21 protein-coding genes are annotated in these 21,418 nt (G+C 64.2%); 10 read left to right on the top strand and 11 right to left on the bottom strand.

Going from position 1 to position 21,418, the window contains the following annotated elements:
• Window positions 1-76 precede the first annotated feature (76 nt).
• Together AB7F41_RS03820 and AB7F41_RS03815 are read right to left on the bottom strand one after the other, a co-directional pair.
• Window positions 77-2,503: a TonB-dependent receptor family protein gene (locus AB7F41_RS03820; RefSeq protein ID WP_428381710.1), complete on the bottom strand. Its 2,427-nt coding sequence runs from the start codon at window positions 2,501-2,503 to the stop codon at window positions 77-79.
• Between the two features lie 156 nt (window positions 2,504-2,659).
• Complete coding sequence (locus AB7F41_RS03815) at window positions 2,660-3,025, bottom strand: DUF2946 family protein (RefSeq protein WP_428381709.1); 366 nt, start codon at window positions 3,023-3,025, stop codon at window positions 2,660-2,662.
• 189 nt (window positions 3,026-3,214) lie between these two features.
• Here AB7F41_RS03815 and apaG point away from each other — a divergent pair, with 189 nt between their 5' ends.
• A complete protein-coding gene (gene apaG, locus AB7F41_RS03810) occupies window positions 3,215-3,607 on the top strand; it encodes a Co2+/Mg2+ efflux protein ApaG (protein ID WP_428381707.1) in 393 nt (130 codons plus the stop codon).
• Between the two features lie 9 nt (window positions 3,608-3,616).
• Window positions 3,617-4,774, top strand: coding sequence for an acetylornithine deacetylase (gene argE, locus AB7F41_RS03805; RefSeq protein WP_428381705.1), 1,158 nt, complete (start codon window positions 3,617-3,619; stop codon window positions 4,772-4,774).
• Between the two features lie 72 nt (window positions 4,775-4,846).
• On the opposite strand, the gene AB7F41_RS03800 is transcribed toward argE, so the two are convergent.
• Complete coding sequence (locus AB7F41_RS03800; protein ID WP_428381704.1) at window positions 4,847-5,170, bottom strand: hypothetical protein; 324 nt, start codon at window positions 5,168-5,170, stop codon at window positions 4,847-4,849.
• A gap of 277 nt (window positions 5,171-5,447) precedes the next feature.
• Here AB7F41_RS03800 and yajC point away from each other — a divergent pair, with 277 nt between their 5' ends.
• The 7 genes from yajC (at window position 5,448) to AB7F41_RS03765 (ending at window position 12,018) form a co-directional block, all read left to right on the top strand.
• Complete coding sequence (gene yajC / locus AB7F41_RS03795; RefSeq protein ID WP_428381702.1) at window positions 5,448-6,065, top strand: preprotein translocase subunit YajC; 618 nt, start codon at window positions 5,448-5,450, stop codon at window positions 6,063-6,065.
• A gap of 36 nt (window positions 6,066-6,101) precedes the next feature.
• A complete protein-coding gene (secD, locus tag AB7F41_RS03790) occupies window positions 6,102-7,697 on the top strand; it encodes a protein translocase subunit SecD (protein ID WP_428381701.1) in 1,596 nt (531 codons plus the stop codon).
• A gap of 13 nt (window positions 7,698-7,710) precedes the next feature.
• Window positions 7,711-8,790 (top strand): protein translocase subunit SecF, encoded by a 1,080-nt coding sequence (gene secF / locus AB7F41_RS03785; RefSeq protein WP_428381699.1) that lies wholly within the window; start codon window positions 7,711-7,713, stop codon window positions 8,788-8,790.
• Window positions 8,787-9,164: an Mth938-like domain-containing protein gene (locus tag AB7F41_RS03780; RefSeq protein WP_428381697.1), complete on the top strand. Its 378-nt coding sequence runs from the start codon at window positions 8,787-8,789 to the stop codon at window positions 9,162-9,164. The genes secF and AB7F41_RS03780 overlap by 4 nt, the downstream gene beginning before the upstream one ends.
• Before the next feature lies 1 nt (window position 9,165).
• Complete coding sequence (locus AB7F41_RS03775; protein WP_428381696.1) at window positions 9,166-9,999, top strand: phytoene/squalene synthase family protein; 834 nt, start codon at window positions 9,166-9,168, stop codon at window positions 9,997-9,999.
• 37 nt (window positions 10,000-10,036) lie between these two features.
• The gene (locus tag AB7F41_RS03770; protein WP_428381694.1) at window positions 10,037-11,362 is read left to right on the top strand and encodes an ActS/PrrB/RegB family redox-sensitive histidine kinase; all 1,326 of its coding nucleotides are present in this window, start codon (window positions 10,037-10,039) and stop codon (window positions 11,360-11,362) included.
• A 68-nt stretch (window positions 11,363-11,430) separates the two neighbouring features.
• The gene (locus tag AB7F41_RS03765) at window positions 11,431-12,018 is read left to right on the top strand and encodes an ActR/PrrA/RegA family redox response regulator transcription factor (protein ID WP_428381692.1); all 588 of its coding nucleotides are present in this window, start codon (window positions 11,431-11,433) and stop codon (window positions 12,016-12,018) included.
• A 5-nt stretch (window positions 12,019-12,023) separates the two neighbouring features.
• Here the strand turns inward: AB7F41_RS03765 and AB7F41_RS03760 are convergent, their stop codons facing one another.
• Entirely contained in the window at window positions 12,024-12,497 is a 474-nt protein-coding gene (locus AB7F41_RS03760) for an MmcB family DNA repair protein (protein WP_428381690.1), read from the bottom strand.
• A gap of 102 nt (window positions 12,498-12,599) precedes the next feature.
• On the opposite strand from AB7F41_RS03760, the gene AB7F41_RS03755 reads away from it, so the two are divergent.
• On the top strand, window positions 12,600-13,685 hold the full coding sequence (locus AB7F41_RS03755; RefSeq protein WP_428381688.1) for a polyamine ABC transporter substrate-binding protein: 1,086 nt from the start codon (window positions 12,600-12,602) through the stop codon (window positions 13,683-13,685).
• Window positions 13,686-13,772: 87 nt separating this feature from the next.
• Here the strand turns inward: AB7F41_RS03755 and dnaA are convergent, their stop codons facing one another.
• The 7 genes from dnaA to AB7F41_RS03720 form a co-directional block, all read right to left on the bottom strand.
• The gene (gene dnaA / locus AB7F41_RS03750) at window positions 13,773-15,260 is read right to left on the bottom strand and encodes a chromosomal replication initiator protein DnaA (protein ID WP_428381687.1); all 1,488 of its coding nucleotides are present in this window, start codon (window positions 15,258-15,260) and stop codon (window positions 13,773-13,775) included.
• A gap of 942 nt (window positions 15,261-16,202) precedes the next feature.
• Window positions 16,203-16,475 (bottom strand): 30S ribosomal protein S20, encoded by a 273-nt coding sequence (gene rpsT / locus AB7F41_RS03745; RefSeq protein WP_428381685.1) that lies wholly within the window; start codon window positions 16,473-16,475, stop codon window positions 16,203-16,205.
• A gap of 116 nt (window positions 16,476-16,591) precedes the next feature.
• Window positions 16,592-17,365 (bottom strand): enoyl-CoA hydratase, encoded by a 774-nt coding sequence (locus AB7F41_RS03740; protein WP_428381683.1) that lies wholly within the window; start codon window positions 17,363-17,365, stop codon window positions 16,592-16,594.
• Window positions 17,366-17,404: 39 nt separating this feature from the next.
• Entirely contained in the window at window positions 17,405-17,848 is a 444-nt protein-coding gene (locus AB7F41_RS03735; protein ID WP_428381682.1) for an RrF2 family transcriptional regulator, read from the bottom strand.
• Complete coding sequence (dut, locus tag AB7F41_RS03730; protein WP_428381680.1) at window positions 17,845-18,309, bottom strand: dUTP diphosphatase; 465 nt, start codon at window positions 18,307-18,309, stop codon at window positions 17,845-17,847. Before dut ends, AB7F41_RS03735 begins: the two co-directional genes overlap by 4 nt.
• Entirely contained in the window at window positions 18,306-19,574 is a 1,269-nt protein-coding gene (coaBC, locus tag AB7F41_RS03725; RefSeq protein WP_428381679.1) for a bifunctional phosphopantothenoylcysteine decarboxylase/phosphopantothenate--cysteine ligase CoaBC, read from the bottom strand. The genes dut and coaBC overlap by 4 nt, the downstream gene beginning before the upstream one ends.
• Window positions 19,575-19,638: 64 nt before the next feature.
• Complete coding sequence (locus AB7F41_RS03720; RefSeq protein WP_428381677.1) at window positions 19,639-21,378, bottom strand: cation:proton antiporter; 1,740 nt, start codon at window positions 21,376-21,378, stop codon at window positions 19,639-19,641.
• Between the last annotated feature and the right edge of the window lie 40 nt (window positions 21,379-21,418).

The following is a 21,418-nucleotide window of genomic DNA, read 5'->3' as shown; positions in this document are numbered from 1 at the left end:
AAGGCCGCGACAAGTTAATCTTCGTGCAACCGCCACGCCGCGGCAAAGCGTCTCAGTGGAGCGACATCGCCGCGGATCAGAATTTGAACTTCACGCCTCCCTGGAACAGGCGCGGATTGCCGGCGTAGATCGAGCCCGTTCCGTTTTGGGCGAGCTGCGGATACCCGTTCACAACGACAACGCCGTTAACGAGCGCCGCCGAATTCGTAATGTTGTTGGCCGAGGCCACCCAATTGCGGTCGAAGATGTTCCGAACCTCGAAATAGACCGAGAAGTTCTTGACCGGCCACAACTCCAGGTCTCTGTCGAAATGGACGTTGGCATTGACGAGCCCGTAGCTCGGGATCGTCAGCACATTGGCGTTATCGAGGTAATATGAACTTTGATAGACATATTCCACGAAGGCGCCGAAGCCCCTGAAGTCGCCAAAAGGCTGGTCATAGCCAAGACGCGCGGTCGCGTTATGCGTGGGGACATTCGGTATCTTGTAGCCGGCGCGATTGAAATACGACGTGACTCCGCCTGCGGCCAGCTGCTCGTTAAAGTTGGTAAAGATCTGATTGTTATAGGTATAATTCGCCAGCACCTTCCATCCGTCGATCGGCCGCCAGTCGACGAGCGATTCAATTCCGCGATGCACTGAACCCGGCGCATTGAAGGTGAAGTTGAGCAGGCCGGCGCCGGGGCTCTGCGAAATCTGCTCGTTCTGATACCATTCGTGGAAGCCCGTAAGGCTGAAGAGCAGCGTTTCGTCGGGCCGCCAATCGAAGCCGATGTCGATGCCGGTGTTGCGCTGCGTTTTCAGGTCGGTATTCGCGCCTGGCCGACCTTGCTGATTGACGAACAACTGCCCTGGATTGGGCGTGCCATATCCGCTCGACGCGCGGAAATGCGTCAGCAGTTCGGGCATGACGCGCCAGGTCACCGACGCTTCGGGGCCGAAGTTCCAGTAGGTCTTGTTGACGGGAATGCCCTGCCAGGTCGCGATTTGACCGAATGCGGGATTCGCGGGCGCACTCACATATGTAAACTGTTCCTGAATGGCTGCGATTTTCGTCATTTCCGCGGAGAGGCCAAGGACCAGCGTCACATCCTTGGAAAGCGCGACCTCCTCCCTGCCGCGCGCGCCGAGATTTTGCATCATCGCGTTTTGCTTGGCCTGGATCGCGCCGGTCGCGCCGCTCCCGATCGGCAGCGTGTTGTTGGTGTAGCTCGTATAGCGGGCCCGGTTGAAATACAGGCCCGCGAAATGCCTTGCTTCAAAGCCTGCCAGCGAGCCGAGTTGCGTGATGTCGGTGCTCGCGTTTACGGCCGGCTCGTCCTGCAAGGCGGCGGTGTTGCCGGTCGGCTGAGAAATGTTCTTGTCGTCATAAATGACCTGCGTGCGCCAAAACGTGTTGGCGTCGAAATTATGCTCCCAGCGCAGGCCAAGCACGTCGCGACGATCGTTGCGGTTGAAGCCGGCCAGATAGCCCGTCGTTTGAAAGAATGGCCCGCCGGTCCCGTTGAGGCCGGTGAGCGGGACGCCCGAACTTCCGCACAAGGATCGATTGAAATATCCGAGCGGAGTCGTGGCTCCGAGTTGCGTCATCACATAACAGCCGCTCTGGTAGGGATTGAGGTAATATTGATTGAGCGACAGCCGCGACGACAGGTCGGCGTAAAGCTGATTATGGATGAATTTGAAGGTCAGAAGGTCGTCGGGCGTGACCTGCAACCGCATGGTGGCGTTCACGGTCTGCGTGTCATAGCGATTGTGCAGCGTCCAACCGTCGCCGCGCACGTCGCTGGCGAAAATCGCAATATCGACATTGTCGACTTTCTTGCCGATGGACGTGAAATTATTGAGATATCCATATGAGCCGAATTCGCTGCCGACCTGCACGCCGTCGATTTCGGCGCCGGTTCTGGTGCGGAAGTTGATCGCGCCGCCATTGGCGAAATTGCCGAACAGGGCCGAAGATGGGCCGCGATAGACGTCGACCCCGGCATAGGCGTGCGGGTCCGTCAGGTCGGTGCGCGACAGACCATCCGGCTGGGTGACGGAAAAGCCGTCTTCGAGAATCACGATGTTGCGCACGCCGAAGCCGTTGCGCGCGGAAGAGCCGCGGATCGAGATGACGATGTCGCGCGGGCCGTTGCCCTGTTTGAAGGAGACGCCCGGGCTGTATTGCAGCATCTCCCGAACGGAGAGCAGCGGCATATTGTCGAAATCCTTGCCCTGAATCGTCGTGAACGTCTGTCCGGTCGGATCGCGATAGACAGGCAACGCCAATTTGCGCGGGCTGAAGCCCGGAGGCGCCGGCTGGGAAGGATTTGGCGCGGCGGTCGTGACCCGCGCCGGTCCCGAGACGGGATGGCCGACGCGGCCAGGCCGCGCAGGGCCGCGTGCGCCGCCGATGCTGATGGTGGGCAGCGCCTGTTGCGCCTCGGCGGCGGATGTGACGATGAGACTGAGCACAGCGAGAGAGGCGCCTCCGAAGAGGCGGGAATGACGAAGCATGACGGTATTCCTTGGCGCCGACGCGAGCCGGGCATGATGGGGAGCGGCCGCGACGGCGTTGGACTCGACGCGCACGCGGACTGACGAGGATGCTGTTAAGGATGCTGCTGAAGCGGCGATCGAGAGCTGGAATGCGCGCGACGCGCGCCGATGGCCTCAGGCGCGCGTGACGGGCGGCGCCCGCGCGCTGTGCGCGCGTGACGGGCGGGCCGCAAGCGGCCGAACGGCGTAGGTCGGCGTGTCGACAACCGCATATCCGGCAAGCGCGACGACATAGTCCGTAAGCAGCGAAACCCAGGCTGCGGGCGGCTCGCAGCACATAAGGCAGGACTGGCAGTGGTGCTCGTGGCCGTCCCGGTCGTTGGGCGCAGACTGCTCCGCCGCGCTCAACTGATGACATCGGGTTGACAGCGCGTCCCCGGAAGGCATCAAAGCAGCGCGCGCAAGCCCGGCTCCGCCGGCGACGGTCTGGATGACCATGGCCAGCACGATCAACAGCGTGCGGAGCGTCTTCGGCCGCATATTGATTCCCGTCAAAACCGACGACGCACTATTTACAATTGACTGCGTCGCGGATAGTCGCGGCGCGATCCGATGCGCTGAAAAACAATCACTGTGTCTATTCCGACACAGTCAACCGCTGCTTGCGCGCCGATCATTGCCTAATCAAAGACGTTTCCCTTTGCCTGCGCGCGCTCTAATCTCGCGCCCATGTATATCGCCATCACCAGAGACATTCAGGTCACTGCGCTTCCGGACTTCCTGCCGGACCGCTCCGACCCGGATCAGGACCGTTACTTCTGGTCCTATACGATCGAAATCGCCAACCTCGGCCGCATGCGGGTGCAGCTCCTGTCGCGACACTGGGTCGTCATCGACGCCAACGGACGCCGCGAGGAAGTGCGCGGCCCCGGCGTCGTGGGCGAACAGCCCGTGCTGGAGCCCGGAGAGACGTTTCGCTATGCTTCCGGCTGTCCGCTCAGCACGCCCTCGGGGATGATGCAGGGCAGCTATCGCATGGTGACCGACTCCGGCGAGACGTTCGACGTCGAAGTTCCCGCCTTCTCGCTTGACAGTCCCCTGTCCCACCCGACGCTGAATTAGGCGGAGGCCATGGAACGCCTCGAAGACGCGATCGACATGCTCGCCAGGCTGGTCGCTTTCGACACGGTGAGCTCCAAATCCAATCTTCCGCTGATCGACTTCGTCGAATCCTATTTGCGCGAGCAGGATGTGCGTTTCGTGCGCGCGCCCAACGCCTCCGGGGAAAAGGCCGCGCTGTTCGTCTCGATTGGCCCCGACGTCGACGGCGGCGTGCTGCTCTCGGGCCATACCGACGTCGTGCCGGTCGTTGGGCAAGCCTGGAGCGCCGACCCTTTCACGCTGCGACGCGACGCGGCCCGCCTCTATGGGCGGGGCGCCGTCGACATGAAGGGATTCGACGCCGCCTGCCTCGCAATGATCCCGGAGTTCAAAGCGGCGCGGCTGTCGCGGCCGATCCACATCCTCCTGAGCTATGACGAGGAAACGACCTGTCTCGGTCCCCTCGACGTGATCGCCCGATTTGGCGCCGACCTGCCGCGCCCGTCGGCCGTGATCGTCGGCGAGCCGACGTCGATGGAGGTCGCCGACGCGCATAAAAGCGTCGCCACCTTTGTGACGCGGGTGCGCGGCTTCGAGATCCATTCGGCAAACCTGCATCGAGGCGTCAGCGCCGTGCATGTCGCCTGCAGGCTCGTATGCGAGCTCGACCATCTCGGCGAGGAGCTCCGCGTGACGGGCGATCTGACCGGGCGCTTCGATCCGCCCTTCTCGACCGTTCATGTCGGGGTCATTCACGGCGGAACGGCGCGCAATATCGTCGCCAAGGACTGCGAATTCCTTTGGGAGTTTCGCGGATTGCCCGGCGCGTCGCCGAACTTCGCCCGCGACCGGCTGGAAGCCTATTGCGACGAGCTGAGGCGGACGGTTTTTGTGGGCTTTCCCGACGCAGGCGTCGAAACCACGACGGAAAATGAGGTGCCTGGCCTCGCGCCGCAGCCGGGCTCGGAGGCGGAGACGCTGGCCCTGCGGCTCGCCAGGCGCAACGCCACGATCGCCGTTCCCTACGCGACCGAGGCGGGACAGTTTCAGCGTGCGGGAATGTCAGCGGTCGTCTGCGGCCCCGGCCGGATCGACCAGGCGCACCAGCCCGACGAATATATCGACATCGCCGAGCTGGCCGCCTGTCTCGCGTTCCTGCGCGGCCTGGCGCAACAGCTGCAGATCTAAAGATCCAGCCTTAGCCGCAGGACCACGTGCGGTCTGACCGCGTCAGCGCAGACATTCCTGTCCGGGCGCCGATCAACACACCCAGTGCCAGCGACCGTACCACCAGCGCCAGCAGCCGCCGCTGTGGCCGCCCCAACCGCCCCAGCCCCAGCCTCTGCGTCCCCAGCCGCCGCCGTGCCAGCCGCCGTGCCAGCCAGGGCCGTGCCCGCCATGCCAGCCGCCATGCCAGCCGCCATGCCCACCGCCATGCCAGCCGCCGCCGTGTCCATGACCGCCATGACCGCCATGACCGCCATGACCTCCGTGTCCGCCATGACCTCCGTGTCCAGCGGCCGCCGGCGATACGGCGAAGAGCGCTCCCGTAAGCAGCGCGGCGCATAAAACTTTCTTAGACATGACTTGTCTCCCAACAACAACGACGCCCCAAGGCGCCTCTCTCCTAACAACAAAGACGCCCCAAGGCGCCTCGGACTGCCTACGCCTCCCTGCGCTGCAGGGCCGTGCGCGGCCACACATTCATGGACTCGCGCATGGACGCGCGCCGAGCCGCGCGCATTGCGTGAAGTGGTCTGCGCGCCATTGCTTTCGTGAAGTGAGCGGCTATAGTCCGCGCCCGTTCCGGCGCTTTGAAAAACCTATCCGCGCCGGGCTCCGAGCCTTAAGAGATTTCGCGATGAAGCTGATCCCGGACGCTTTGGCGCAAGCCCAGACGCCCTCACCGCCCGCCGCCGAAACGCCTGCAATCCCGCCGGCTGAGCCGAATACGCCGGCTGCGTCGCCGCCGCCGGCTGCCCCGCATCCGCCGACCGCGACCCAGACCGGCCAGACGGTCGAGACCCAGCCGGAGGCTGCGCCGCCTCCGACCATGCCTGAGATGCTGGGGCAACTTATCCCCATCTTCGTGGTGATGGGCATCGTCTATATCTTGGTGATCCGCCCGCGCTCGCGCCGGGAGAAGGAAGCGATCACACAGCTGCGCAACGTCCGTCGCGGCGACACGCTCGTCACCACGAGCGGATTTGTGGCCAAAGTGACGAAATCGATCGACGACGCCGAAGTCGAGGTGGAGCTCGCGCCGAATGTGCGGGTCCGCATGCTGCGCACCGCCATCGCCGAAGTTCGCGCCAAGGGCGAGCCGGTCCGAGAAGAGCCGCCGCCAGCCAAGACTGGCGCGGCCAAAAGCGCGAGATCGGCGAAGTCCGGCGAGACCAAGACAAGCGAGGTCAAATCGGGCAACGGCAAGGCCGGCGACAGCAAGCCCGGCGACGCCAAATCGGGCTCACAGAGCTAACGCGATTTTTTCGATCACCTAGCCCATAGCAGGACGATGCTGCGATTCTCGACCTGGAAATTCTTCGCCATTGTGGCGATGACCTTGGCCGCTGTGCTGGTCGTCGTCCCGAGCATGCTGTCGCCGTCGCATTATGAGCAGCTGAAATCAAGCCTGCCGTCCTGGCTCGTTCCGCCGACCATCGTGCTCGGCCTCGATCTGCAGGGCGGCTCGCATGTGATGCTCGAAGTTGACCAGGCCGATCTGATCAGCACGCAGGTCAAAAATCTGCGCGACGACGTGCGCCGGATCCTGCGCGAGGAAAAGGTCGCGATCACCGGCGGCATCGGCGCGACCGCGCGCGGCGTCCAGGCGCGCGTCGCCGATCCGGCCGACCGCGAGAAGATCCTTCCGAAACTGCGGCAGTTGCGCAACGCCTTCAGCAACGCGCTCATGGGCGGCGGGGCCTCGCCGCTCGACGTCGAGGCGTCGCCGGACGGCCTGATCCGCGTGACCATCACCGACGCCGGCATCAGGGACAAGTCGCGCAAGGCCGTCGAGCAATCGATCGAGGTCATCCGGCGCCGCGTCGACGCGCTCGGCACCCGCGAGCCGAGCATCCAGCGCCAGGGCGACGACCGCGTTCTGGTGCAGGTGCCCGGCCTTCAGGACCCTGAAACGCTCAAGGAAATCCTTGGCAAGACGGCGAAGCTCGAATTCCGCCTCGTGGCCGATCCGGGCCAGAACCCCTCCGAGGTCGAAGAACTCGATCAGGTCGAGCAGGAAGGCAAGATCGCCGTCGAAAAGCAGGTGATGGTCAAAGGCGAGGATCTGACCGACGCGCAGCCTGGCTTCGACCAGCAAAGAAGCGGCGAGCCGGTGGTCAATTTTCGCTTCAACATTCGCGGCGCCCAGGCGTTCGGCGAAGTCACCTCCAAGAACGTCGGCCGCCTCTTCGCGATCGTCCTCGACAATAAGGTGATTTCGGCGCCGCGCATTCTGACGCCGATCACTGGCGGCTCAGGACAGATTTCGGGTCGGTTCACCGTCGAACAGGCCAACAACCTCGCGATCCTGCTGCGCGCCGGCGCGCTGCCCGCCAAGCTCAACATCGTCGAAGAGCGCACTGTCGGTCCGGGCCTCGGCCAGGATTCGATCGACGCCGGCAAGCGCGCCGCCTATGTCGGCGCCGGCCTCGTCGTGGTCTATATGCTCGTCACCTATGGCGTCTTTGGCGTCTTCGCCAATCTCGCGCTCTTCGTGCACATCGCCTTCATTTTCGCCGGTCTCGTGCTGCTCGGCTCCACGCTGACGCTGCCGGGCATCGCCGGCATCGTGCTGACGATCGGCATGGCGGTCGACTCCAACGTGCTGATCTACGAGCGCATCCGCGAGGAGAATCACGCCGGACGGTCAATCCTCGCGTCGCTCGATGCGGGCTTCACGCGCGCCTTCGCGACCATCGTCGACTCCAACGTCACAATGTTCGTCGCGGCGGCCATCCTGTATTTTCTCGGGTCGGGACCGGTGCGCGGCTTCGCCGTTTCGCTTGCGCTCGGCATTCTGACGACCATCGTCACGGCGGTGACCATGACGCGCATGATGATCGCCGTCTGGTATCATTACGCGCGTCCGACCAAGCTGCCGATCTGAAGGGGCGACATTTATGAAACTTCTGCGCCTCGCCCCGGAGAACACCAAATTCCCGTTCATGCGGTTCCGCCGCGTGAGCTACCCGTTCTCGGCCCTGATGTCGCTGATCGCGGTCGCCCTCTTCATCTTCAAGGGCATGAATTTCGGCATCGATTTCGCCGGCGGCACGGTCATCGAACTGCGGGCGAAATCCGGCGCCGCCGAGGTCGGCACGCTGCGGACGATCGGCGAAGGGCTCAATCTCGGCGACATCGAAGTGCAGGCTTTCGGCAATCCTGCCGACGCGACATTGCGCTTCGGTCTGCAGCCGGGCGGCGACGTCGCGCAGCAGGCGGCGGTCGAGCGGGTGCGCGACGCGGTCGGCGACTATTACAATTTGCGCCGCGTCGAAGTCGTCGGCCCGCGCGTCTCGAACGAATTGGTGCAATCGGGCACGCTCGGCGTCGTGCTGTCGATCATCGCGGTGCTGACCTACCTCTGGTTCCGCTTCGAATGGCAGTTCGCGGTCGGCGCGGTCATTGCGACGATGCACGATCTGCTGCTCACGGTCGGCTTTTTCTCGATTACGCAGCTCGAATTCAACACCACGTCGATCGCCGCGATTCTGACCATCGTCGGCTATTCGTTGAACGAAACCGTGGTGGTGCTCGACCGTATTCGCGAGAACATGCGCAAATACAAGAAATTGGCGACGGCGCAGATGGTCGACATGTCGATCAACGCCGTCCTGCCGCGCACGATCATGACGGCGACGACCGTCATGCTGGCGTTGTTCGCGCTCGTCGCCTTCGGCGGTCAGGTGATCCGCTCGTTCTCGCTCGCGATGATCTGGGGCATTTTCGTCGCGACCTATTCGTCGATCTTCATCTGCTCGCCGATGCTCATCTATCTCGGGCTACGCAACGAGGACGCCGACAAGGCGGCCCAGAAGCACGAGGCCGAGCGCAAGCCCGAGACGGCTGTCGCGGATGAGGAAAGCGTGGCCGAAACGCCGGCCGCAACGCCGTCGAGCCCGCCCAAAGACGGCGAAAGGAAGCCGCCGGCGCAGGCGCGCAAATCCTCCGCCAGGCGCGCCAAGTCGAGGCCGGCTTGACCGCTCGCGGCGGCGGCTATGTGCCCGGCCGCCACAGGATCGAGGAGTACGGCGGCGGCGGCTTCCGCTTCGCCGACATGTCCCACCGCGGCTCCATTCTCGCGCTGCCGTCCGGCGTGCGCGCCGTGCCTCTGACGAACGCCGCGGAAATCGACGAAGCCGTGATCGACGACGCGCTCGCAGAGAGCGGCGGCCTCGACCTGTTCGTCGTCGGCACCGGACAAGATTTGCTGCCGCTTGCCGGAGCCCTGCGCGCCAAGCTCCGCGCCGCCGGCGTCGGCTGCGAAACCATGGCGACGGGAGCCGCCGTGCGCACCTACAACATGCTCGTCGACGAGGATCGCCGAGTCGGCGCGCTGCTGATCGCCGTGTGACATGACCGCCCTGCAGGAACATTACGCGCAATGCGAGGAGCTTCTGCGCGCGCGCGACCGCGACCTGTGGCTCGCCTGCCTGTTCGCGCCGCGGGACGCTCGACCGCACATTCATACGCTCTACGCCTTCGCCCTCGAAGCCGCGGACGTCAGCGCCAAAGTCACGCAGCCGCTCCTGGGCGAGATGCGTCTGCAGTGGTGGATCGACGCGCTTGAGGGCGTCGCCGCGCAGGGCGAGGGCCCCCGCGCCAATCCCGCGGCCGACGCGCTGATCGACACGATCGAGCGCTTCGCCCTGCCCCGCGCCCAGTTCATCGATCTGGCCGAGGCGCATGTCTTCGATCTCTATGACGACAGGATGCCGAGCTGGGCGGCGCTCGAAGACTATTGCCGCGCGACGGCCTCCGCCCCGCTGCGCTGGGCGGCGCATATCCTCGGCGCCGATCTTCGGGCGCCCTCGGCGCGCGCTTTCGCGGAGGCGGGGCTCGCGCTCGGCCTGACGCGAATCATGCGCGCACTCGTTCAAAGCCCGCAACAGGAGAAATTCCTGCCCGACGAGGCGTTCGCGGACGCTCGCTCCGACGCTCGCGACGACGGCCTGCGGCGCGCTTTGAAGGAGATGCGGACGCGGGCGCTGGCGCATTATGACGAAGCCGGCCGTCTGGCGGCGGATCTCGGCGCCGCCCGCGCCGCCTTGCTCCCCTGCGCCATTGTTCCGCTTTATCTGGAGCGGCTGGCGGGAAGCGATTACGATCCGGCTTGCCTGCTTGGCGAGCCCTCGCCGCTGCGACGACAGTGGCGCATCTGGCGCGCGTCACGCGGCATCGGATTGTGACAGGCGCCCGAGCCGGCGCTCCCATGGACCAACTGAAATGACAACCATCGAATATGACTATGACTCCCGGCGCCTGCGCATGGAGACGCTGCTCATGCTGCGCTGGGTGGCGATCACCGGGCAGGCGGCGGCGTGCCTCGGCGTCTACTTCGTACTCGGATTCGATTTCCCCGTCGGCCTCTGTTTCGTTTTCATCACGGCGTCGGCGACGCTCAACATCGGCCTGCGCTACGGCACGCCGCGCAGCTTTCGTCTGGGCGACGTCGAGGCCGCCGTGCTGCTTGGCTACGACATCATCCAGCTTGGCTTCCTGCTCTATCTCACGGGCGGACTGACCAACAGTTTCGCGATGCTCTTCCTGACGCCGGTGATCATCTCGGCGGTGTCGCTGCCGAGCAATCTGACGCTGCTGCTTGGCATCGTCATGATTGCGATCGCAACGGTGCTGACGGTCGAGTATTATCCGTTGCCCTGGTATCCCGATGAAAAGCTGACGTTTCCGCTCCTGTATCGCACCGGGATCTGGGCGGCGCTCGCGCTCAGCGCCGTCTTCATCGGAATCTACGCCGCGCGGGTGTCCGACGAGGCGCGACTCCTGGCCGACGCGCTCGCCGCGACGGAACTGGTGCTCGAGCGGGAGCAGCATCTCTCGCAGCTCGACGGCCTCGCCGCCGCCGCCGCGCATGAACTCGGCACCCCGCTCGCGACCATCACCCTGATCATCAGAGAGTTGCAGAATACCGCACAGGACAATGCGCCGGGATTGCGAGACGATCTCACGCTCCTCGCCCAGGAGACGGCGCGCTGCCGGGAAATCCTCGGCAAGCTCGCCTCTCTCGGCGCGACGGATCAGAGCAGCGTCATGAATCTGCTCTCGATCGATACGTTGATTCAGGAAGTGGTCGAGCCGCAGCGGGAGATTGGCGTCGAGGTAGAGATCTCGAAACACGGACCGTCGGACGCGCCCGTGTTGACCCGCAACCCCGCCATTCTCTACGGCCTCGGCAATCTCGTTGAAAACGCCATGGATTTTGCGGAAACCCACGTAAAAATCGACGCTTGGTGGAGCCCGAGTTATGTCACCATCGCCATCCAGGACGATGGTCCAGGCTTCTCTCCCGACATTCTCGACCGTCTCGGCGATCCTTATCTAAGAGGCCGGCCGACGGAACGACGGAAAAAGAGCGACGCGGAGTCGGGTCTGGGTCTCGGCCTCTTCATCGCCAAGACGCTCCTGGAGCGATCGGGGGCGTTCGTCGAGACGACGAATGTTTCGCCGCCGCGAACCGGCGCAATCGTCAAAGTCACCTGGCCGCGGGCGGCGCTCGAGCCCGCCGCCGCCAGGCCAAGGGCGGCTCAGTAAGACAAATGGAATCGACGCGACGCAGCCGATAAGTTAGATTTGACAAAAATCACGGGTGGAAACGCACGATGTCGGCCGAAGAATTGAAGGCGGATCGGGAAAGCGGTCCGGATGAGCACCTTAACTCGCCGCAGGATCGTTCATTGCTGATCCTCGATGACGACAAGCCTTTTCTTAGCAGATTGACGCGGGCGATGGAGGCTCGGGGCTTCGTCGTGACGCCGTGCGAATCGGTCGCCGAGGGACTCGCCGCGCTCGAGACAAACCCTCCGGCTTTCGCCATCATCGACATGCGGCTCAACGACGGCAACGGCCTCGACGTCATCTCCAAGCTGAAGGCGACGCGGCCCGACGCGCGGGGAATCATTCTCACGGGCTACGGCAATATCGCTACGGCCGTCACCGCGGTTAAGCTCGGCGCCTTCGACTATCTGGCGAAACCGGCCGATGCCGACGAAATATACCACGCGCTGATGGCGACGCAGCTCGACAAGCCGGACGCGCAGGAAAATCCAATGTCCGCCGATCGCGTGCGCTGGGAGCATATTCAGCGGGTTTTTGAATCCTGCGACCGCAATGTGTCGGAGACGGCGCGCCGGCTCAACATGCATCGTCGAACCCTGCAGCGCATTCTCGCCAAACGCGCGCCGCGCTGACAGGCTCAAGTCGCAAGTTCATCGCCGAACGCCAGCATGCAGTAGCGGTCCGCCGCCATCTGCGCGAAGCGTAGCAGCATCGCGCGCCGACGGGCGGGCGCGAGACGAAACTCTGGAGCGTCCCGCGCGAGCAGCGCGCCATGGGCGTCGGCGACGATCAGGCCCGAATCCTGCGGAAAAATCGACGGATCGAGCGAGGCGGGCGCCGCGAAATAGAAGCGGTCGCAAAATGCGCGATACTGCGGCCATTTCAGATCGGCGCGAAAATCGGCGGCGCTCGACTTGACCTCGACGATGCGCAAGAGGCCGTCCGGCGCGAGCGCGATGAGATCGGCGCGCCGCCCATTCGGCAAAAGCGCCTCGCACACAACCGAAAAGCCGCACGACCGCAGGTAGCGCCGCGCGCCGCGCGCGACGCATCTCGTGGCGTCGGGACGCCCCTGCAAGGCCGTTGCGCCTTCCGGCGGAAAAGCGGTCATGGTCCTCTCCCGGCGGCGTGTTCCTGCGCGAGCTTGGCGCGTCGCCAAAGCGCGCGCAACCATGATAGGTTCGCCGGATCGTTCCGCTACATGGCTGATCGCATGAAACGGCTTCTTCTCGCATGTCTCCTCGCGCTCGTCGCCGCGACGACGCCGGTCCGCGGCGCCGAGCGCGTGATCAACATTTTCAATTGGAGCGATTACATCGATCCGACCGTGCTCGAGGACTTCACCCGAGAGACGGGAATCAAAGTCATCTACGACACTTATGATTCGAACGAGATGCTCGAGGCGCGGCTTCTGGCCGGCGACACCGGCTACGACATCGTCGTGCCTTCGGCGACGTTCCTTCAGCGTGAGATCGCGGCGGACGTGCTGCAACCGATCGACCGGAGCAGGCTCGTCAACGCCCGCAACATCTGGCCGGAGATCGACAACCGGCTTGCGCGTTTCGATCCCGGCAACCGGCACGCCATCAACTACATGTGGTACACGACGGGCATCGCCTACGACGCCGCAAAAGTTCAGGAGCGGCTGGGCAAGCCGATCACGAGCTGGGAGCAGGTCCTGCGGCCCGACGCGCTCAAAAAGCTCGCCGACTGCGGCGTCTATATGCTCGACAGCCCTGAGGATATGTTTGCGATCGCGCTCAACTATCTGAAGCTCGATCCGAATTCGAAAAACCCCAAGGATCTGCGGCGCGCCGCCGATCTCCTCGGAAGCCTACGCAGATATGTGAAGAAGTTTCACTCATCCGAATATATCAACGCGCTGGCGAATGGCGACATCTGCGTCGCCATCGGCTGGTCGGGCGATAGTCTGCAGGCGCGCAACCGCGCCCGCGAGGCGGGAACCGACGTCGATATCGCCTATGTCGTCCCGAGCGAAGGCTCGCTGCTTTCGCTCGACAATCTGGCGATTCCGAAAGATGCGCGCCATCTCGACGAAGCCTATCTCTTCATCGACTATCTGCTGCGGCCGGACATCGCCGCGCGCAATTCAATGGCCACGAACTTCGCCAATGGCGTCGCGCCGTCACGGCCGCTGATCGACAAAGCGGTGTCGAACGACCCGTCGGTCTATCCGAACGATCTCACCATGCGCCGCCTGTTTACGGTCACTGCGCCAGATCAGAACGCTCAGAAACTGATCACCCGAATGTGGACGACCGTGAAGACCGGACGATAAGCGACGGCGCGCCACTCAGTCGCTGAAGCGCGCCGCGCATTGCCCGCAACGCCGCCGAGCTGAAAGGGCGACGGTCTCTCGCGCGCGCTACTGTTCGCTCAAGATGCGCTTCAGCAGTTCGATGACTTCGGCCAGCCCCTTGTCCTTGGCGACGAGCTCCTCGATCTTGCGCACCGCATGCAGCACGGTCGTGTGATCGCGACCGCCGAATCGACGACCAATCTCCGGCAGCGAGCGCAACGTCAGCACCTTGGACAGATACATGGCGATCTGCCGGGGGCGCACCACATTGGCGGTGCGGCGGGACGACAGAATGTCGGCGCGCGAGATGTTGTAGTGGCTCGCCACCAGCTTTTGAATATCGTCGATCTTGACGCGCTTCGGATCCTGCGTGCGCACCAGATCGCGTATGGCCGCTTCCGCGGTGTCAACGGTGAGCGGCGCGCCGGTCAGAGTGGCGTGGGCGAGAAGCCTGTTCACTGCGCCTTCAAGATCGCGGCCGTTCGTCACGATGGTGCGCGCAACGTAGGCGATGACCTCCGGCGGCACGTGGAAATTGGGATGCGACTCCTTCGCCGTCGTGATGCGCGCGGTCAAAATCTTGATGCGCAACGCCTCGTCGAGCGGCCCGATGTCGACGCAGAGCCCGCCTTTGAACCGCGACAGCACCCGCTCGTCGAGCGTGTCGAGCTCCGAGGGCGGCCGGTCGGCGGCGACCACGACCTGACGGCCGGCGTCGATCAGCGCGTTCAGCGTGTGACAGAACTCCTGCTGGATCGATTTGCCCTGGAGAAACTGCACGTCGTCGATGATCAGCATGTCGATGCCGCGCAGCCTTTCCTTGAAGACCAGCGACGTCTGAGCGCTCAGCGAAGAGACAAAGCCGCTCATGAATCGTTCGGCCGTCAGGTAGATCGTATGGCGGCGATTGTCGTTCGTCGCATGCGCCAGCGCCTGCAGCAGATGTGTCTTGCCAAGCCCGACCGCCGCATGAGCGTACAGCGGATTGAACATGGGAAGATCGCCGGCGCGCGCCTCCGCGACGCGGCAGGCCGCGGCATAGGCGAGCTGATTGGACGGTCCGACGAGAAACGTCGAGAAGCACAACCTGCGATCGAGCGGCGAGCCGACGAATCCGTCGGCGTCGTGACGCAGCGTCGCTGGCCGGACGGGCCGCCGTCCATTCGCTTCATGCGCCGTTTCAAGCGATGGCGCGATCACGCGCTCGGCGAGCGCGTCGGTCTCGCCCTGATCTGCGCCCTCTTCACGCAAACGCGGCTTGCGCGCAGGCGAGCGAACGTCGATCACCACGCGCTCGATCTTCGTGAATTCGCTCGCCACGCGCGCCTTGATGCGCGGCGCATAATGCGACTGAACCCAGCTCTTGAGAAATTTGGTCGGCACCGTCAGATGCACCGCCCCGCCGTCGATGCGCTCGAGCTCCAACCGCGTGAACCAGGAATTGTAAACGGCGTCGCCGAGATCCGTCCTCAATCTGTGTCGCACTCGGTCCCATTTCGAGCGATCTTCAGCGGAAACGGCATCATTCGCCAATTGTTCTCTATGTTCTGACATAACTGACCTTTTCCGAAACGAGCGCCAAAAAGGAGACCCCCCGGCGGATGGCCGCCGCAGGCGCTGATCGAAAGGAACCTATTTGGATCGAGTAATCGTCGCCGCTAAGGGCGCTAAAACGGACGTCTTGAAGGTGGCCCTATCGCGAGCCGCACGCATCTGCCCAGGTTGGCCTCTCGCTGAAAATAACCGCCGCGGCGCGCGGCGAACGATCGCTCAATCTCGCGATCGTCGCTGCTGCACACTCCCTCGACTGTCTCGGCCAACCGCCCCTTCGCCATGACAAAGCCTCCCCTCGCCCGGGATCGACGAGAATCCCAGATCGATGTGCGTCGCAGGAAACGGACTACACTCTACGCCCTTGCGAACTGATCACTTGAATTTCAACCGAACGGCTGGAAGACAGCGTTACGTCTTGCTCTGGGCTTTTGCGCCGGAGAGCGCAGGTCGCTCCCCCCACTGTTTGCGCGCCTGCGAAAAACTGACGACGACTGTCTTTCGTTCGATCCTCCGAGGCTACACGCCAGAGCCATCGCGCGCAACGACGCTCGTGATTAAATCTGTCACGCTGAACCAAGTTTTCCGCCGTGGCGCCATGCGCAATTTTTGTGCTCGCCATAAACCGATGATTCGCCGCCCATAACGTACCCTTCGCGGCATGATGGCCGTCGACGCGTTCGGCATGCGGTCGCCCGTCAAACAATGGCCAAAAAAACTGTCAAGTCCCCCGCCATTTCCCGTTCGTGACAGCTTGATTGCAAGAGATTGAATCAGGAGAATTTTGAATGCTCACGAATTTTGGCCGCCAAAAAAATTCCGGATCGTGTCATCTGCGCTTCATGCGTCATCGGGATGTCGCGATGCGCGCGCAAAAAAACCCGGCGCTTTCGGGCCGGGTTCTCAATGTCGACAGCGCCTGCCGTGCGATGAAAGCGCGTTGCGCTACGCCTGCGTCGCCAGCGCCTTCACGCGCGCGGTCAGCCGCGACACTTTCCGCGAGGCGGTGTTCTTGTGAATGACGCCGCGCTGCGCCGCGCGCATGACGACCGGCACCGCGTTCTGCAGCGCGTCCGCCGCCAGCGTGGCGTCGCCCGAAGCGATCGCCTCCTCAACCTTGCGCATGAAGGTGCGCATGCGGCTGCGACGCGCCCGATTGACCGAGGTGCGGCGCGCGATCTTGCGAACGGCTTTTTTGGCCGAACTCGTATTGGCCATGCTTTGCTTGTCCTTGAAAGAGACGGCGTCGGGCCGCCCAAAAACCAAAGGGCCGCGAAATCGCGGCCAAGTGGCGGGTTTATAAGCGCGCCGCCCGCCTCTCGTCAATGGCGCCCCTACCGATTGGCGAAGATCGGCCGCCGCTTGTCCACGAAGGCGCCCATCCCTTCCTTTTGATCGGCCGTCGCGAAAAGCGAATAGAAAAGCCCACGCTCGTGCCGGATTCCCTCGGCGAGCGTCGACTCATAGGCGCGGTTGACCGCTTCCTTGGCCATCAGAACCGCTGGGAGCGACATGGACGCGATCGTCGCGGCGGTCTTGATCGCCTCGGTGACGAGATCGGCGGCCGGAACGATCCGGGCGACAAGGCCGGCGCGCTCCGCCTCCTCGACGCCCATCATCCGTCCGGTGAGGATAAGCTCCATCGCCTTCGCCTTGCCGACGGCGCGGGTCAGCCGCTGCGTGCCGCCTGCGCCCGGAATCACGCCGAGCTTGATTTCCGGCTGGCCAAAAACCGCCGTATCCGCCGCGAGAATGAAGTCGCACATCATCGCGATTTCACAGCCGCCGCCCAGGGCGAAGCCGGCGACGGCGGCGATGATCGGCTTTCGCGTCCGCGCCACGACGTCCCATCGTCCGATGAAATCGTCCAGAAACGCGTCGACAAATCCCTTGTCGCACATTTCCTTGATGTCGGCGCCTGCGGCGAAGGCCCTTTCGGAGCCGGTCAGCACCACGCAGCCGACGCCGTCGTTGGAGTCGAACGCGGAAAGCGCGTCGTCGAGTTCGGCGATGAGTTGAGCGTTGAGCGCATTGAGCGCTTCGGGACGATTGAGACGTATCAATCCGACGCGGCCCTGCGTCTCCACTTGAATCGTTTCATAGGTCATGCGCGCCTCCTCGCCGGCGGCTCCGCCGGCTCGCGCGCTTCATATCTCAAAATCTCCGCTCGCGTCCGGCCTTTCTCCAAAGCCAAGGGCGACAGCGCGGCCGTGCAGATCATCGAGCGTCACATCGTCCAGTCGGCGCAGGGCGCTCTCCTCCGCCTCGGCGAAGATCGGCTCCAGCACGGCGGAGAGCAACGGCGGCGCGCCGTCGGGCGCCTCCTCCTCCGCGCGCAAGGCGACGCGAACGATCTCGCCGACCGGAAGCCGGCGTCTCTCCCGCGCCAGCGCATAGCCTCCCGCCGGCCCTCTGACGCTTTTCAAAATCCCCGCGCGCACCAGGGCCTGCAAAATCGTCTCCAATCGTCGCGGCGGAAGATCGTGACGCGCGGCGAGCTGCTTGGACGACACCGGCCGCCCGCGCGCATGCAGCGCAACGTCGAGCGTCGCCATCAGCGCGAAGCGCGCGGAGCGCGGCAGCAGCTTCATTGCGCGCCATCTCCGCCGAGTCCCGTCGATCCGAAGCCGCCGGCGCCGCGTTCTGTGGCGTCGAGATCGTCGACTTCGACGAGCGTCACGCGCAGCGCCGGCGCGATGACGAGCTGCGCGATTCGCATGCCGCGGACGATCTCGAAGGCCTGCGCCCCGAGATTGATCAGGAGCGCCTTGATCTCTCCCCGATAGTCGCTGTCGATCGTGCCCGGCGCGTTGAGCACGGTGACGCCGTGGTCCGCCGCCAGGCCCGAGCGCGGTCGAACCTGTCCTTCATAGCCGTGAGGCAGCGCGATCGAGAGACCTGTCGGAATCAGATCGCGCGCGCCGGGCTCCAGCACCAGTTTCTGGCCCGGCGCCAGCGCGGCGTAGAGATCGACGCCGGCCGCCGCTTGGCTCGCATAATCGGGAGACGGCAGGCCGTCGGCGTTCGGCAGGCGACGGATGGCGACCTTCATGCCGCGGCTCCGTCGCCAATCATCTGCGCCAGACGCGCCACCAGCATCTCCGCGAGTTCCTCCTTGCGAACCCGCGGCCAGTCCTCGACGCCCGCGCGAGAAACGAGATGCGCCTCATTGGTCGGACCACCGAAAACGCCGGTCCCTTCGCTGACGTCATTGGCGACGATCAGGTCGCAGCCCTTCCGGGCGAGCTTTTCCTGCGCATGCCGAATAAGCTCGCGCGTTTCGGCGGCGAAGCCGACGACGATGCGAGGCCGTTTCGCGCCGCGCGAGACGCTCGCGAGAATATCGGGATTCTCAACCAGCGTTAGAGAAGGCGCGCCGCGCGCGCCTTTCTTGATCTTGTCGTCCGCCCGCTCCACGCGCCAATCGGCGACGGCCGCCGCCGCGATGAAAATGTCCGCCGGCAGCGCAGCCTCCGTCGCCGCCAACATATCTCGCGCACTCTCTATATGTACGACCTCGCAGCCGGGCGGATCGGAGAGAGCGACCGGCCCTGAAATCAACGTCACGCGGGCCCCGGCGCGCGCCGCCGCCGCCGCGATGGCGTGCCCCTGTCGCCCCGACGAGCGATTGGCGATGTAGCGAACCGGATCGATCGGCTCATGAGTTGGTCCGGACGTGACGAGAACATGAAGCCCGGCAAGCGCGCCGCCATGCGGCGACAGGCCTTCGGGCGTGGGCAGCCGCGTATTCTGCTTGAGCGCGGCTTCAATCGCCTCGACGATCTCCAGCGGCTCGCTCATGCGGCCGGGTCCATATTCGCCGCAGGCCATCTCGCCGACGCTCGGACCGACGAACCACGCGCCGTCGCCGTGCAGCGTGGAAATGTTGCGCTGCGTTGCGGGATGAAGCCACATCCGCACGTTCATCGCCGGCGCATACAGAACGCGCTTGTCGGTCGCGAGCAGCAGGGTCGTCGCAAGGTCGTCGCACAGACCGCGCGCGGCGCGCGCGAGGATGTGCGCCGTCGCCGGCGCGACGACGAGAAGATCGGCGTCGCGCGACAGCTGGATATGGCCCATCTCCTGCTCGTCGGTCGATGAGAAAAGGTCGTCGTAGACTTTCTCGCTCGTGAGGCTGACGAAGGCGAGCGGCGTCACAAACTCCTTTGCCGCCGCGGTCATGACAACGCGCGCCAGCGCGCCGCGCTCGCGCAGGCGGCGCACCAGGTCGAGCGATTTGTACGCCGCGATCCCCCCGCCGACGATCAGTAAGACGCGCTTACCCTCAAGGCTTCGCGCATGACCCACGCCCGCCACTGAAAAACTCCGATCGCCGCAGCCGGAGAATACAGATTTTACGCGCAATACCAAACGTCTTCGCTCATTGGCCGACGATAGTTTTTTCGCTCGCAGAGGGCTCTTGTGCGATCATTCGCCGCTCCGCGACAAGATCGCGCGCGACGCTTTCCGGCAGACCTACGCCGACGAGGACGGTCTCGCCCAATTGCAGCGCCGCCTCGCGGGCCTCGAGAATGACCGAAGTTGCGCCGGCCTTCAGCAGCGCGGCCGCATGCGCCTCGTCGCGCACGCGGGCGAAGATCGGCAGATCCGGCCAGTCGCGATGCGCCGCGTCAACGGTCTGGAGCGTCGTCTTCGCGTCGTCCATGGTGACGACCAGAGCGGCCGCCTGCTCGACGCCAAGTCGAGCCAGAATCTCATATTGTCGTGCATCGCCATGATAGATCGAGAAGCCCTGCGCACGGAGCTGCGCGACGCGCCGAGCGTCGACATCAATCGCAACATGGGTGATTTCCTGACTGTCGAGCAGATCGCCGATATCCTGCCCCACGCGTCCGTAACCGACCACGATGACGTGATCCGAAATCTGATCCGGAAAAAGATCAAATGACTCCGGCTCGCCGCGTGCGAAGCGCGACACGAGCCAGCGCGCGCCCAGCGCCATCAACGGGGCCATCGCCATGGTGAGACTGGCGACGATCAGCGCGAATTGCGCCGTGTCTTCGTAAATCACTCCCAGGGACTGGGCGAGTTCGGTCACCACGAAACTGAATTCGCCGATCGGCCCGAGCAGGGCGGCCGTCTCGAAGGCGACGCTCGGCGGCTGGCGCGCGAGGCGCGCGAGCGCGTAGACGCAAACAGCCTTGAGCGCCATCACGCCAAAGGCCCACGCCAGGATCACGCGCCAATCCGCAACGATTGCGGTGACGTCGATGCTCAAGCCGACGGCGACGAAGAACACCCCGAGCAGCAGGCCCTTGAACGGCTCGATGTCAACCGCGATCCGTGGGCGGTATTCGGTGTCCGCAAGCAGCAAGCCGGCAAGGAACGCGCCGAGCGCCGGCGAAAATTCGGCGGCGTCGGCCGCCGCCGCGGCGCCGATAATCGTCAGAAGAACCGTCGCAAGGAAAAGCTCGCGACTCTTTGCGCCGGCGACGATCCTGAGCAGCGGCCGCGCGACAAGTCGACCGACCGGTAAAATGACGATGATCACCAGAATCGCTTTGCCGAGCGCGAACGCGATCGCCGGACCGACGGCGTCGGCGTCGAGACGCAATGCGCTCACCATGAAAAGAATCGGCACAACGGCGAGATCTTGAAACAGTAGAACGCCGAAGCTCATTTGACCGACCGGCGTGCCCAATCGCCCCGTCTCGGTGAGGAGGTGCATGATGATGGCGGTCGAGGACATCGCGAAAGCGCTGCCGAGGACGACCGAGATATCCGGCAGGTAACCGGAAAAATGCGCAATGGCCGCTATGCCGGCGGCGCAAAGAACGACCTGCGCGCCGCCGACCAGAAAAGCGATCCGCCACATGGCGCGCAGACGCTCGAACGACAATTCGAGGCCGATCATGAACAACAGAAAGATCACGCCAAACTCGGCCGCGAATCTGACGGTGCGCTTGTCTTCGATGACGAGCGCTTCGACCCAGGGAACGGTCTCGGCAAGTCGACCCAGCCCAAACGGTCCGACAATCACGCCCACGGCGAGAAAGCCCAACGTCGGGCTTATGCGCAACCGATGTATGGCGGGCACGATGAGACCCGCTGCGCCCAGAAAAACCACGGCCTCGCGAATTTCATGGGTGGCGAATGACATTCGGTTCGACCTTTCGCGGCGCGGAGATAGTGTGCGCCGG

It is taken from the genome of Methylocystis sp. (assembly GCF_050251305.1).
GTDB lineage: Bacteria > Pseudomonadota > Alphaproteobacteria > Rhizobiales > Beijerinckiaceae > Methylocystis.
This window is presented reverse-complemented; position numbering and strand designations above follow the sequence as displayed.